Raw genomic sequence first — 12919 nt, 5'->3', positions numbered from 1 at the left:
GCGGAAGCCTGCCGAGGCGCCCGCGCGGGATGCCACGCCGGTGGATGCCGGGCCTGCCGGGGAACAGGATTCCGCCGAAGCGCCGGGTGCGGCCATCAAGATCGGCCTGCCGCGGATGTCGCGGGAGGAGCTGGCGCTGTTCCGCCAGGTGCTCGGCAGCGGGCGGCGGCGCTACGCGGAATTCGGCACGGGCGGGTCCACCCTGCTGGCGGTGCGGCAGGGGTTCGAGGCGGTGGTCGGCGTGGAATCGGACCCCGCCTGGCTCGCCAGCGTGCTGCGGGACGAGGAAGTGGCGGCGGAAGCCGCGGCCGGGCGGTGCAGCCTGGTGCATGGGAATATCGGCAAGGTCGGCAATTGGGGATCGCCGGTGGACCGTGACCAGGTGAAGCCCTGGCCGCGCTACATCGCCGCGATGTGGGAGGCATGGGACCGCCGGGGCAGCTTCCCCGACCTGGTGCTGGTGGATGGCCGCTTCCGCGTGGCCTGCTGCATCTCCGTCGCGCTGATGGCCGCGGCGCGGGGCGGGCAGGGGCCGGCGCCGCTGGTGATGATCCATGACGTGAGCGACCGCCGGCCGGGCTACCAGCGTGTCTTCGACTTCTTCCACCTGGAGGAACAGGCCGGCAGTCTCTGCGTGATGTCCCCTCGACAGCGCGTGTCGCCGGAGCGGATGCTGGCCGGATTGCTGGGCCACCTGTTCGACGTGACCTGAGGAGTATTAGACAATTATCTTGTATTCAGCGGGACTGGCGCGCGGTCGCTTTAGCTGTACCATTCGCGCATTGGTGGCAAGGACGCCATCAATTGTCGCGTGGCAGGTCGTGTCATGCGTCAGGGGGGTTGAGCAACAGCCATATCGTGGCGGAACGACGCAGCTGTCCGGCCTGGCCGGGCAGGGGCGGGCGATGGCGCATGGTGTGTCTGGTGGCTGAGGGGGTTTCACGTGCGGATGCCGGCGCCCGACGTCGTGGCGGGACACGGCAGGCCGATGGCGACGGCACCCAACCGGCCAAGGGCGAGACCGGGAAGCCTGAGACGAGGAAGCAATCGGTCGTGAGCGCAGCGAAGACGAGTGCAACCGGACCCGCGGCCGTGGCGCCAGCCGCAGCCACCGCCGCAGCCGCAGCCGCTGGCGCGGCAACCTCCGGGGCAGCAACCTCTGGGGCAGCAACCGCGGGCGCGAAGCCCGCGAAGAAGCCGGCGCCGAAGCCGATCGACCGCAAGGCGACCGTGGAGGATGTGGCCGCCGCCTATCGCCTGCTGCTGGGACGCGCACCCGAATCGGATGCGGTGGTGGCGGGACACCTGGCGGCGGCGCCGGATATCGGCGCGCTGCGGGACCGGATCATGGGATCGGCGGAATTCCAGCGCGTGGCCTATGGCCCCGTTGCCACCCCGACCATCCGCCGCGCCGCCGGCTACGACCCCGTGCCGATGGAGATCGAGGTCTCCGCCAAGGATGCGGAACGGATGCTGGCGCAGGTCAGGCGCGTCTGGACCGCGCTGGGGCAGGAGAAGCCCTATTTCTCCGTGCTCGGCGAGAAGCGCTTCAGCCCGGCGCTGGTGGAGGCCAATCTCGAGGCCTTCGGCAAGACCGGGCGCGACGAGATCGAGGTGCTGAAGCGCCGGCTGACGGCGCTGGAGATCGATCCGGCGGACCACCCGGATGCGGTGGAGTATGGCTGCGGCGTGGGGCGGGTGACGGTGCCGCTTGCCGGCCTGTTCCGGAAGGTGACGGGGTTCGACATCTCCGAGCCGCATCTGGAACTGGCACAGCAGGCGGCGCGCATCGCGGGGCGGCGGAACATCGCGCTGGCGCCGGTGAAGGACATCCGCGCGCTGGACGTGCCGCAGCACGATTTCTTCTACTCGCGCATGGTGCTGCACCGGAACCCGCCGCCGCTGCAGGCGCAGATCCTGCGCCGCTGCCTCGGCCGGATGCGGGTGGGCGGCATCGCGGTGTTCCAGCTGCTGACGCACCTCGAGGGCTATCGCTACGACACCGCGGCCTGGCTGGCCGCGAAGCCGGTGGAGGAGCCGGAAGTGCATGTGCTGCGCCAGGACATCGTCTTCGGCATCCTGAAGGAACTCGGCTTCCAGCCGCTGCACGTCGCGCGCGACCACAGCCTGCCGGGCTTCGACCGCATCTCCACCCAGTTCATCGCCCGGCGGGTTCGCCTTGACTGACGCCTGTGCCTTGACTGACCGGGCGGCATGAAGCTGGCGCATCTGGATGCGGTGACGCAGCACGGCGTCATCGAGGGCTGGGCCTGCGACCCGGACCAGCCCGCCGAAAGCCTGGCGCTGGCCGTGCTGCTGGAGGATGGGACGGAAGTGGCCGCCGGACGGGCGGAGCTGTTCCGCGAGGACCTGATGGAGGCGCAGCTTCGCTACGGCTGGTGCGCCTTCCGCCTGCGCGCGGCGCTGGCGCCGGACGCGCTGGCGGCGCAGACGCTGCGGCTGGTGGAACCCGCCACCGGCGCGGTGCTGCATGTCCAGCCCAGCCTGCCCATCCGCCACGCCACCGACCGGGACTGCGAGACGGTGGCGGCGGTGGTGGCGGAAGACCCGACCATGCTGCGCTCGATCGACCAGCTGGCGGGGTGCGGGGATTTGTTCACCCGCTTCATCGCGCGGGAAGGGCTCTCCGCCTTCATCCGGGCGGCCTATGGCTACGTGCTGGGCCGGCCGGCCGATCCCGTGGGCTTCGCGAGCTATGAGAAGCTGATGCGCCGCGGCGCGCTGACGCCCTTCGGCCTGCTGTCGATCCTGGCCGATAGCGGGGAATTCCGGTCCCGCCCCCGGCTGCTGCCATCCCCCGTCCAGTCCGCCTTCATCTTCGCCATGCCGGCGGCCCCATCCGCGCCCGTGGCGGCGGGGGCCTGATGAGCGCGAGGCCCGTCCTGCTGGTCTCCGTGCCCGCCGTCCATCTCTCGCAGATCGAGCTGCCGGGCTCGATCTATCCCTGGCGCTGCCTGCGCGACGCGGTTCTGCCGCCCGATCTGCGCCTGGCGCTGCTGCTGGTGATGCAGGCGGCGGAGGCGCAGCAGACCGAGATCCGCTTCGTGGCGCGGCCGGAGATCTTCACCCATGGCGCCGCGCGCGAATGGCTGGACGCCCAGGCCGGGGGCGCGGAGGACCACCTGGCGCTGACGGATGGCAACACGCTGCGGCTGCTGCCCGGGCTGCGCAACCACATGTTCTTCTTCCCCCTCGGCATGCCTTCGCGCGAAGCGGCGCTGCGGCGCCTGGTACGGTTGGTGCCGGAAGCCTTCGCGGGCCTCGCTTCCCAGGTGAACGGCACGATGTCCTTCCGGCTGGGCGCGCGCTGGGTCCGCCCGCCGCTGCTGCCGCTGGGCTTCGCGGTGACGCCGGCCAGCGAGCCCGCGCAATACACCCCCTTCATCTGGCTGCCCGGCAACCACGGCCAGGCCGGCGTGCTGAGCGAGAAGGAGGCGATGGCGGGCGTGCCGCTGCTGAAGCCGCCGCATTTCGTGCCCCTGACGCTGGCGGCGCTGAGCGACCATCCCTTCGTCGTGGAACTCGCGAAGCAGGTGCGGGACACGGTGCTGGATCCCGCGAAGGACCCGCTGCTGATCGGGCTGCCGGCGCTGGACCGCGACGACGCCGCCACCAAGGACCAGGTGGAGGCGGTGCTGGAAGCCTTCAGCCGGACCGGTGTCGCCCTGCCGCGGCGCTCGACCTGGTCCGTCCGCTTCGTGGCGGGGATGCCGGACCCCGCGGCGCTGGCGGGGGGGCGGCTGACGCTCCATGCCGGCGTGCCGTTCTGGCATTTCGGGCGGGACGTGCTGGATGCGGCGGCGGCGGTGGTGCTGGCGGGCAGCGGGACGCTCTCCGCCCCGCGGTCGCTGATCACCACCTGGCTGGGGCGGGATGTGACGGTGCAGCGTATCCGCCCGCAGCTGGGGCTGATGCCGGTGACGGTGGGGCAGGTGCCATGAAGCCCGCGCTGACGCTCGACATCACGCCGCTGCTGGAAAGCCAGTGGACGGGCATCCCGGTCTTCACGCGCCGCCTGGTGCAGGCGCTGGACCCGCATCTGCGCCTGCATTTCTGCATCGGCCCGAACGGGCTGCCGGAGGATGCGGTGCGCCAGGCCATCCGGATCAGCACCGGGACCTATCTGCGCGACGCCATCCACGCCGACATGGAATCGCTGGGGCAGGAAGCGGCGCGGCCGACCATCGACCCCGCCATCCCGCTTCTCTACCCCTCCGTGAAGCCCAGCCCCGGGGCGGCGGCGCGGGAAGCCAGCACCATCCACGACATCAGCACCCTGGTGATGCCGGACACCCACATGCCGGAGAACGTGGCCTTCCACCTGGACCCGCTGCGCGACCAGCTGGCCTCCGACGAGGCGGTGTTCTGCTGTTCGGAAGCGACGCGGGAGGCGCTGTGCGCCTATGTCCCCTGGGTGCGGCCCAAGGCGCGGGTGATGTACCAGTATGTGGACTGGCCCGCCGAGTTCGAGGCGATGGACCGCAACCAGCCCGCCATCCGGCTCGGCCGCTACGCCGTGGTGATCGGCACGGTGGAGCCCCGCAAGAATTTGCGCCTGCTGCTGCGGGCGCTGGAAGAACCCTCCGTCGCGGCGGATGACCTGCATTTCGTGGTCATCGGCGCGCGGGGATGGATGGCGGACCAGGCGCTGGCGCAGCTGTCGCCCGAAGCCCAGGCGCGCATCAGCTTCACCGGCTTCATCTCCGAATTCGCGAAGTACCGGCTGCTGCGGCACGCGGAATTCCTGGTCTATCCCTCGGTCTATGAGGGGTTCGGGATCCCGGCGGTGGAGGCGATGAGCCTCGGCAAGCCGGTGCTGGCTTCGCTCAGTTCCAGCTTCCCGGAGGTGATCGGGCCGGCGGGGCTGTTCTTCGACCCCTTCTCCGTCGATGGCTTCGTGGCGGCGCTGGAGGAGATGTCGAATCCCGGCGTCCAGGCGGAACTGGCGGCGCAGGCGATCCCGCAGGCCGCGCGCTTCAATGCGGGGGTGATGGCGGCGCCGGTGCTGGAGTGGCTGGCGGGGGGGTAGCCCCGCAATCCCCCGAAGCATCTTATGATCGGGCAGCGCGACGGTTTGCGGCGGCGCAGCATTTCACCGGCGCGGGTGCCTCGCCTAATGTCCGCCGGGACAGGGCTACAGGGGGACTGCCGGCTTCATGTGCGGGATCGTGGGGGTGATCGGCCGGGCCGATGCAGGGCCGCTGCTGCTGGAGGCGCTGCGCCGCCTGGAATACCGGGGCTATGACAGTGCCGGCATCGCCACCCTGGTGAATGGCCACATCGATCGCCGCCGGGCGGAGGGCAAGCTCGGCAACCTCGCCACCGTATTGGCGCAGGACCCGCTGCCGGGCACCACCGGCGTCGGCCATACGCGCTGGGCGACGCATGGCGCCCCCACCGAACGCAACGCCCACCCCCACGCCACCGCCCGCGTCGCCGTGGTGCATAACGGCATCATCGAGAACCACGCCGAACTCCGCACCGAACTGGAAGCCGAAGGCGCGGTGTTCGAGACGGAGACGGATACCGAGACCTTCGTCCGCCTGCTGGACCATCTGCTGGCCCAGGGCCTGGCCCCCATCGCCGCCTTCGCCGCGGCCCTGAAGCGCGTGCATGGCGCCTTCGCGCTGGCCGCCATCTTCGCCGGCCACCCGAAGCTGCTGCTGGGCGCCCGGCAGGGTGCGCCCCTCGCGGTGGGGTTCGGGGAGGGGGAGATGTTCCTCGGCTCCGACGCCTTGGCCCTGGCACCCCTGACGCGCCGCATCGCCTATCTCGAGGAAGGCGACTGGGTGGAGATCACGGAGGACGGAGCCCGCTTCCACGACGCCACGGACCGTCCGGTGGACCGCGCCGTGGTCGTCACCGCCGTCTCCGGCGCCGCGGTCGGCAAGGGCAACTACCGCCACTTCATGGAAAAGGAACTGCACGAGCACCCCGCCGTCATCGGCGACACGCTCCGCCAGTACCTCGACCCCGGCACCCACGCCGTGCGCCTGCCGCGCCTGCCCTTCGACCCCGCGGTGGTGCCGCGCCTCACGCTCTCCGCCTGCGGCAGCGCCTTCCTGGCCGCCCATGTCGGGCGCTACTGGATCGAACAACTCGCCCGCATTCCCTGCGATGCCGATGTCGCCAGCGAACTCCGCTACCGCGACCCGCCCTTGGCCCCCGGCGGCGGCGCCATCCTCGTCTCCCAATCGGGCGAGACGGCGGACACCATGGCGGCGCTGCGGCTGCTGCGCGACGGCGGGCAGCGCGTGCTGTCCATCGTCAACGTGCCCGAAAGCACCATGGCCCGGCTGTCCGACACCGCGCTGCTGACGGTGGCGGGGCCGGAGATCGGCGTCGCCTCCACCAAGGCCTTCACCGCCCAGCTTTCCGTCCTGGCCTGCCTCGCCCTCGGCTTCGCCCGCGCCCGCGGCACGATCGATGCGGCGGAGGAGGAACGGCTGACCCAGGCGCTGCTGGCCATCCCGGGCCACGCCGCCGCCGTGCTGGAACAGGATGACCGCATCAAGGCCCTGGCCGGGGAGATCATGGGGGCGCGGGACGTGCTGTTCCTGGGCCGCGGATCGATGTTCCCCATCGCCATGGAAGGCGCGCTGAAACTCAAGGAAATCAGCTATATCCACGCCGAAGGTTATGCGGCAGGTGAGATGAAGCACGGCCCCATCGCCCTGATCGACCCGGCTGTGCCCGTGATCGCCCTCTGCCCCAGCGGACCGCTGTTCGAGAAGACGGCCTCCAACCTCCAGGAAGCCGCGGCGCGCGGCGGGCGGATCATGGCCTTCACCGACGCCGCCGGCGCGGGGGCGCTCAGCCGCTTCGCCGAACAGGTCATCACCCTGCCCAGCATCGACCCCTTCGCCGCCCCCATCCTGCACAGCATCCCCGTGCAACTCCTCGCCTACCACGTCGCGGCCCTGAAAGGGACCGACGTGGACCAACCCCGGAACCTGGCGAAAAGCGTGACGGTGGAATAGCGGGGGGACTGACGTCGCGCCGGTGATTCACGAGGGGGCTTTGCCCCCTCGCGCTCCCCCACCAAAGGCCAGCGGGCCGTTGGAAACCAAGGGGATTGGGTGGGGTGGGGGCGGGGTGGGGGGGGGCCGGCCCCCCCGGTCCCCGGGGCGCATCCGCCCCCTCCCTCCCCACCCCATTTCTCGCGGTCCAGGGTCCCGCTGGACCCTGGTGGGGAGGGTCCGGGAGGGGCAACGCCCCTCCTGGAATCAACCCACGCAACCCAGCCCCCCGCTAGGCCCGCCGTCGCCTTGTCGCCGGCATCGGGGTTGTGTCCCCTTCGGTGTCCAGTCGGTCGAGGGTGGTGCGCCAGGTGGCGGTCCAGGTGCGGGGTTGGCCGCCGCGGCAGCGCAGCAGGTCCAGGGACCAGCTGGGGTCGCCGAGGTTGTGCTGGGTGCCGCCGAGGCCGGGCAGGGCGTTGACGCGCCAGCGGGTGAGGGCGGCGGAGGGGCCGGGTTCTTCGGTATCCGGGCGGAGCAGGAGGCCGAGCGCGCCGCCGGCTTCGGCGGCGAGTTGGAGGCGGCGGGCGGCGGTGAGGTCGATGTCCGAGAGGGTCAGCAGGGCGCCGGCGATGGCGGGGCAGCGGAGTGCTTCCTCCATGGCCCAGAGGGCGTCGCTGGGGCGGGGGGCGCGGACCATGACCAGGTCGGCGGGGGAGAGGCCGTAGCGGGTGAGGCCGGAGGGCCAGGCATCCGGGTCCGGCCCGATCCAGAGGATGGGGGCGTTGCCCCCGGGCATGGCGCTGGCGCGGCCCAGGATGAGGCTGGCGAAGCCGGTGGCGGCGCCTGGTTCGGCGGCCAGGATCTCGTGCAGCCCGGCGCGGGCCAGGCCGCCATCGGGCAGGGCGGCGTCGATGGAATCGGCCAGCGCGACGGTTCCGGCGGCCGCGCGGGCGAGGGATGCGGCGGCGCCGCCGCGTTCCAGGCGGCCGATGCGGGCGCGGAGCGCGGCCATCAGGGCAGGCCGGTCCATGGGCAGGGCGTCCATGGGCAGGGCGTCCATGGGGGGACCGTCCGGCGGGGTATTCGCGGCGAGGGGGGGAGGGATGTCGGGGGCCATGGCTGTTCTTGCTATGTTCCGACCCCGAGGTGGTCGCGGTCAAGCCATTTGGGAAGACGGAAGCGATATGATCCACCACATTTGTTTTATAACAGATATTTGCATGAATATCCTTGCAGTGGATGTGAGGAGAGGGCTGGGCGCTTCTTCCAACCACACGGCGGGTTAACCTTCATGCCGCACAACCCGGGAGCTTCTGACCGGAACCCATCGGGATGCGAGTCGCCCTTTGCTGGAGCCTGGGCCTGCTGCTGTCCCTGGCCGCCTGCGCCCGCCTGCCGGCGGAGGAGGCGCGGGCCACGCCGGCCGCGGCCGTGGCCGCCTGGGGCTTCGCGGCCCTGTCCAGCCATGGCGCGCCGCTCGGTTCCGCCGTGGCCGTGGCGCCGGGGCGCCTGCTGACCAGCGCGCATCTGCTGCCCGAGGGCGTGGCGGTGGTCGAGGCGCGGCGGGGCGACGGGGTGGGACGGGCGCAGGCCCGGGTGCTGGCGCGCAGTGACGCGATGGACCTGGCCGTGCTGGCGGTGCCGGAGGGTGTCTTCGAACCGGTGCCGGTGGCGCGCCAGGCGCCGGCGGCCGGGCAGCGCCTCTGGGCGCTGGGCGCGCCTTCCGCCGGGCCGGCCTTGGCGGTGGGGGTGGTGACGCGGCCCTCCGCCATCATGCCGGGGCGCGGCGAGGGCTTCACCGCCCGGATCGGCGCGCTGATGGGCTATTCCGGCGGCCCGGCGCTGGATGCGGAGGGTCGGCTGCACGGCCTGGTCACGGCCCTGCCGGGGGCCAGGGGCGCGACGGCGCTGGCGGCACTGACCGGGATGGATCTGGACGGCATCGCCCGGGGCGCCGAGGGCAGGGAGGTTTTCTTCCTATCCATCGCCGCCGCCCTGGCCGAATCCGAACGGATCGCGCCCGCCGGCCGCCTGCTGGCCCACCATCCCGTGAACGCCCGGCAACCCTGAGCCCTCCGCCACGTCCCCTGCGCGCCAATCAGGCGGAACACCGTGGCGGGGGCGCGGCAAGCAGGAGGAGAGCGGGATGCGGAAGACGCGGATGGCTATGGTGGCGGTGCTGGCCCTGGCGGCCTGCGCGGCACCGGCCCTGAACCCCATGGCGCCCGACCAGGCGGTGGCCAATGAAGGCGGGCGCGATGCCCAGCGCGGCCAGGCGTCCTTCTACCACCCCCATCGCTTCACCGGCCGGCCCATGGCGAATGGGGAGCCCTTCGACCCCCGCTCCAACTCCGCCGCCCACCGCACCCTGCCGCTCGGCACGGTGGCGGAGGTGACGAATCTGCGGAACGGGGAAAGCCGGACGGTCGTGATCGAGGATCGCGGTCCTTATGTCCGCGGCCGCATCATCGATGTGTCGCCCCGCACGGCCGATGAACTCGGCATGCGGGAGAGCGGGACGGCGCCGGTGGAGGTCCGCCCGATCGGCCGCCAGGCGAATGCGGGGCGGGACGAGTGATCTCATCTAGAAGTTGAATATTGCGCGGGAAATGACGACGATCCCGCGACATGTCCCTGGCCCTGTTTCCCGCCGAGCGGATCGGCGTTGCCGCGCGCATCCGGGCGGGGGCGGAGTCGGTGCTCGAGCACCAGCATGGCCGCTTCGCCCCCTGGCTGGCGGTGGCGCTGGGGGCGGGGGTGCTGCACTACCTGGCCCTGGCGGAGGAGCCGGCCTGGCAGCCTTTGTGGGTCGCGCTGCCGCTGGCGGCGCTGGCCTTCGGGGTGGCGCGGCGCTGGCTGCTGCCGGGCTGGGCGCTGGGGCTGCTGGCGGCCTTCCTGCTGGGCCTCGGCATCGCGGGCTGGCACGCCGCGCGGATGCCGCCGCCGCTGGTCCTGCCCTTCGGCGCGGTCCAGCTTTCCGGCGTGGTGGCGGAGGTGCAACCCCTGCCGGAGGGACGGCGCCTGGTGCTGGAACAGGCCCGGATCGCCGGCGGGGAGGCTCTGCCGCGGACCATCCGCGTGCGGATGCGGGCGGAGGATCCGGCCCGGCCCCTGCCGGGTGACGTTGTCAGCCTACGGGCCCTGATCCGCCAGCCCGGGATGCCGGTGGTGCCGGGCGGGTGGGATTTCCAGCGGTCGGCCTATTTCTCAGGCCTCGGCGGGTCCGGCTTCGCGCTGGGGCCGGTCGTGGTGGAGCGGGGTGCGGGGGAGCCGCTGCTGGCCGGGCTGCGCGCCTGGCTGGACCAGCGGGTGGCGGCGGCGATTCCCGGCGCGGCGGGACCGGTGGCGGCGGCGCTGCTGACGGGCACGCAAAGCGCCATTCCGGAGCCCGCCATGCAGGCCATGCGGGATTCGGGGCTGGCCCATCTGCTCTCCGTCTCAGGCCTGCACATGGCGATCGTCATCGGGATGGTGTTCACCCTGCTGCGGGGCGCGATCGCGCTGGTGCCCTGGCTGGCGCTGCGGGTGCCGGCCAAGCCGGTGGCGGCGCTGGTCGCGCTGGCGGCGGGCGCCTTCTACATGCTGCTGACGGGGTCGCAGGTGCCGATGCAGCGTTGCCTCGGCATGGCGGCGCTGATGACGGTGGCGATGCTGGCGGGGCGGCGGGTGCTGTCGGTGCGCGTGCTGGCGGTGGCCGCCGCCGCCGTCATCCTGGTGGCCCCGGCCGAGGTGGCGGGGCCTTCCTTCCAGATGTCCTTCGGCGCGGTGCTGGCGCTGGTGGCGGGGCATGAGGCGCTGCGCGGGCCGATCGCGCGTTTCCGCGCCGGGGGTGTCACGGGCCCGCGGGCCTGGCGGCGGGTGGCGCTGGTGGTGCTGGGCCTGGTCGCGACCTCCGCTTTGGCGGGGGCGGCGACGGCGCCCTTCGGGCTGCACCATTTCGGTCGGCTGCAGGTCTATGGCATCGCGGCCAATGCGCTGGCGGTGCCGCTGACCTCCTTCCTGGTCATGCCGGCGGGGCTGGCGGCGATGCTGGCCATGCCCTTCGGGCTGGAAGCCTGGCCGCTGGCCGTGATGGGCTGGGGGACGGAGGGCATCCTGTGGGTGGCGCGGGCCGTGGCCGCCTGGCCGGATGCGGCGCCGGTGATGGTGCCGCTGCCGGGCTGGGGGCTGGGCGTGGCGAGCTTCGGCTTCTGTTGGCTGTGCCTGTGGCGGGGCTGGCCGCGGCTGCTGGGGGTGCCGGTGGTGGCGGCGGGGCTGGCCGCGGGGCAGGTGACGCCGCCGCCGGATATCCTGGTCTCCGCTGATGCGCGGATCGTCGCGCTGCGCACGGCGGAGGGCGTGTTCCTGCATCGTCTGCCCGGCGCCAGCAACTTCACGCGGGATTCCATGCTGCGGGCGCTGGGCGTGGCGGCGGCCACCCCCTTGCCGGAGAGCGGGGAGGTGGCGGGCGGCGCCATCGCCTGCACCCCGGCCGCCTGCCGGTTCCGGCCGCATCCGGAGAGTGGAGAGGCTATGCTGCTGCGAAGCCCGCCGCCGGCGAGGGGCCGCAGGGCGGACCCGCCGGATGCCGCTTCCCTGGCCGCGGCCTGCGGCCGGGCGGCGCTGATCCTGGCGCTGGAGCCGGTGCGGCCGCGCTGCGCGCAGGGGGAGACGATCGACCGCTTCGCGATGTGGCGGGATGGCGCGCAGGCGGCCTGGCTGGGGCCGGCGGGGGCGCTTGTGGTGTCGGATCGCGCCTGGCGGGGGGACCGGCCCTGGGTGCCGCCGGTGCCGATGCCGGGGCGCGCCGATACGCTGCCGCTGGCGCCGGTGGATCCCGGCGGGAACTGACGCCCGCGATCAACAGGCCGCCATCGGATGGAACGGTGCCAGTTACCCTCCATTAAGACCTTGCGACCTAGATTAACGGGGCAGGAAACAAGGGAATGCAGGACATGATCGCGACAATCGCGTCCTATCCGGCGGTGGTGGAACTGGGCCTGGTCGCCATGGGTCTGCTGATCGGCGCCGGCGCCCTGACCGCCTGGCAGCGCCTTCATGCGTGGCGGCAACAGCGCTACGCCGAATGGGATCCCTATTGAGGTGGGACGGCCCGGCCTGATGGCCGGGCCATCGGCCCTTCAGTACTTGCGCAGCAGGCCGATCAGGCGGCCCTGCACGCGGACCCGGTCGGGTCCGAAGATACGGGTCTCATAGGCCCGGTTGGCGGGTTCCAGGGCGACGGAATTGCCGCGGCGCCGCAGGCGCTTCAGCGTCACCTCCGCCTCATCCACCAGCGCCACCACGATGGACCCGTTCTCCGCCGTGTCGCCGCGGCGGATGATGACGGTGTCGCCATCCAGGATGCCGGCCTCCATCATCGAATCACCGGCGACTTCCAGCGCGTAGTGTTCGCCGCCCGCCAGCAGGGCGGCCGGGACCTCCACTGTCGCGGAGGTGTCGCGCAGCGCCTCGATCGGCATGCCGGCGGCGATGCGGCCATAGAGGGGCAGGGCGACCGCGGCGGCATCGTTGGCGGATTTCTGCACGCCGGCCAGGCCGGGCGCGAAATTGCCGCGGATGACGTTCGGCGTGAAGGCGGGGGGGGTGAAAGCGGGGGCTGCCGCGGACTGGGCCGGCGTGGCGACCGGCGCGGGATCGGCCCTGCGGGGCGACACATTCTCCGGCAGCCGCAGCACTTCCAGCGCCCGGGCGCGATGCGCGCGGCGCTTCAGGAAGCCCCGTTCCTCCAGCGCCGTGATCAGGCGGTGGATCCCCGACTTCGACTTGAGGCGAAGGGCCTCCTTCATCTCCTCGAAGGACGGGGAGAAGCCGGTGGCGCGCAGATGCCGGTCGATGAACATCAGCAATTCGTGCTGCTTGCGCGTGAGCATGGGTTTCTCCACTGCCGGTTCCCCCTGGTGCGGTCCAAGGGGTGGGGGCGCCTTCGCCCCGAACAA

At 72.3% G+C, this 12919-nt stretch carries 12 protein-coding genes; 10 read left to right on the top strand and 2 right to left on the bottom strand.

Annotated features, from left to right (window positions below; genetic code table 11):
- From ACTIE5_RS10115 to glmS, 6 genes are all read left to right on the top strand, one after another.
- Positions 1–712: hypothetical protein (locus ACTIE5_RS10115; RefSeq protein ID WP_439549573.1), on the top strand; the 712-nt coding region annotated here is incomplete at its 5' end.
- Between the two features lie 518 nt (positions 713–1230).
- Positions 1231–2187 carry a methyltransferase domain-containing protein gene (locus ACTIE5_RS10110; RefSeq protein WP_439549572.1) on the top strand — a complete coding sequence of 319 codons (957 nt, stop codon included), beginning with the start codon at positions 1231–1233 and terminating at the stop codon, positions 2185–2187.
- 27 nt (positions 2188–2214) lie between these two features.
- A complete protein-coding gene (locus ACTIE5_RS10105; protein ID WP_439549571.1) occupies positions 2215–2886 on the top strand; it encodes a hypothetical protein in 672 nt (223 codons plus the stop codon).
- Complete coding sequence (locus ACTIE5_RS10100; protein WP_439549570.1) at positions 2886–3962, top strand: hypothetical protein; 1077 nt, start codon at positions 2886–2888, stop codon at positions 3960–3962. The genes ACTIE5_RS10105 and ACTIE5_RS10100 overlap by 1 nt, the downstream gene beginning before the upstream one ends.
- A complete protein-coding gene (locus ACTIE5_RS10095) occupies positions 3959–5050 on the top strand; it encodes a glycosyltransferase family 4 protein (protein ID WP_439549569.1) in 1092 nt (363 codons plus the stop codon). Before ACTIE5_RS10100 ends, ACTIE5_RS10095 begins: the two co-directional genes overlap by 4 nt.
- Positions 5051–5177: 127 nt before the next feature.
- A complete protein-coding gene (gene glmS, locus ACTIE5_RS10090) occupies positions 5178–7001 on the top strand; it encodes a glutamine--fructose-6-phosphate transaminase (isomerizing) (RefSeq protein WP_439549568.1) in 1824 nt (607 codons plus the stop codon).
- A 271-nt stretch (positions 7002–7272) separates the two neighbouring features.
- Here glmS and ACTIE5_RS10085 read toward each other — a convergent pair whose 3' ends face one another.
- Positions 7273–8040 (bottom strand): ImuA family protein, encoded by a 768-nt coding sequence (locus tag ACTIE5_RS10085; protein WP_439549567.1) that lies wholly within the window; start codon positions 8038–8040, stop codon positions 7273–7275.
- 272 nt (positions 8041–8312) lie between these two features.
- Here ACTIE5_RS10085 and ACTIE5_RS10080 point away from each other — a divergent pair, with 272 nt between their 5' ends.
- The 4 genes from ACTIE5_RS10080 to ACTIE5_RS10065 all read left to right on the top strand — a co-directional run bounded on the left by ACTIE5_RS10080 (position 8313) and on the right by ACTIE5_RS10065 (position 12061).
- A complete protein-coding gene (locus tag ACTIE5_RS10080) occupies positions 8313–9050 on the top strand; it encodes a S1 family peptidase (protein WP_439549566.1) in 738 nt (245 codons plus the stop codon).
- Between the two features lie 76 nt (positions 9051–9126).
- Positions 9127–9558 (top strand): septal ring lytic transglycosylase RlpA family protein, encoded by a 432-nt coding sequence (locus tag ACTIE5_RS10075; RefSeq protein ID WP_439549565.1) that lies wholly within the window; start codon positions 9127–9129, stop codon positions 9556–9558.
- A 50-nt stretch (positions 9559–9608) separates the two neighbouring features.
- A complete protein-coding gene (locus tag ACTIE5_RS10070) occupies positions 9609–11810 on the top strand; it encodes a ComEC/Rec2 family competence protein (protein WP_439549564.1) in 2202 nt (733 codons plus the stop codon).
- Positions 11811–11905: 95 nt separating this feature from the next.
- Positions 11906–12061: a hypothetical protein gene (locus ACTIE5_RS10065; protein ID WP_439549563.1), complete on the top strand. Its 156-nt coding sequence runs from the start codon at positions 11906–11908 to the stop codon at positions 12059–12061.
- Positions 12062–12100: 39 nt separating this feature from the next.
- On the opposite strand, the gene lexA is transcribed toward ACTIE5_RS10065, so the two are convergent.
- Positions 12101–12853, bottom strand: coding sequence for a transcriptional repressor LexA (gene lexA, locus ACTIE5_RS10060; protein ID WP_439549562.1), 753 nt, complete (start codon positions 12851–12853; stop codon positions 12101–12103).
- Positions 12854–12919: the final 66 nt, after the last annotated feature.

The organism is Falsiroseomonas sp., from assembly GCF_051859025.1.
In the GTDB taxonomy this organism is placed as follows: Bacteria; Pseudomonadota; Alphaproteobacteria; order Acetobacterales; family Acetobacteraceae; genus Falsiroseomonas.
This window is presented reverse-complemented; position numbering and strand designations above follow the sequence as displayed.

Excerpts from the sequence above, each read along its gene's own strand:
- ACTIE5_RS10105 (WP_439549571.1), top strand. The coding sequence starts at position 2,215 with ATGAAGCTGGCGCATCTGGATGCGGTGACGCAGCACGGCGTCATCGAG.
- ACTIE5_RS10100 (WP_439549570.1), top strand. The coding sequence starts at position 2,886 with ATGAGCGCGAGGCCCGTCCTGCTGGTCTCCGTGCCCGCCGTCCATCTC.
- ACTIE5_RS10095 (WP_439549569.1), top strand. The coding sequence starts at position 3,959 with ATGAAGCCCGCGCTGACGCTCGACATCACGCCGCTGCTGGAAAGCCAG.
- glmS (WP_439549568.1), top strand. The coding sequence starts at position 5,178 with ATGTGCGGGATCGTGGGGGTGATCGGCCGGGCCGATGCAGGGCCGCTG.
- ACTIE5_RS10085 (WP_439549567.1), bottom strand. The coding sequence starts at position 8,040 with ATGGACGCCCTGCCCATGGACGCCCTGCCCATGGACCGGCCTGCCCTG.
- ACTIE5_RS10080 (WP_439549566.1), top strand. The coding sequence starts at position 8,313 with ATGCGAGTCGCCCTTTGCTGGAGCCTGGGCCTGCTGCTGTCCCTGGCC.
- ACTIE5_RS10075 (WP_439549565.1), top strand. The coding sequence starts at position 9,127 with ATGCGGAAGACGCGGATGGCTATGGTGGCGGTGCTGGCCCTGGCGGCC.
- ACTIE5_RS10070 (WP_439549564.1), top strand. The coding sequence starts at position 9,609 with ATGTCCCTGGCCCTGTTTCCCGCCGAGCGGATCGGCGTTGCCGCGCGC.
- ACTIE5_RS10065 (WP_439549563.1), top strand. The coding sequence starts at position 11,906 with ATGCAGGACATGATCGCGACAATCGCGTCCTATCCGGCGGTGGTGGAA.
- lexA (WP_439549562.1), bottom strand. The coding sequence starts at position 12,853 with ATGCTCACGCGCAAGCAGCACGAATTGCTGATGTTCATCGACCGGCAT.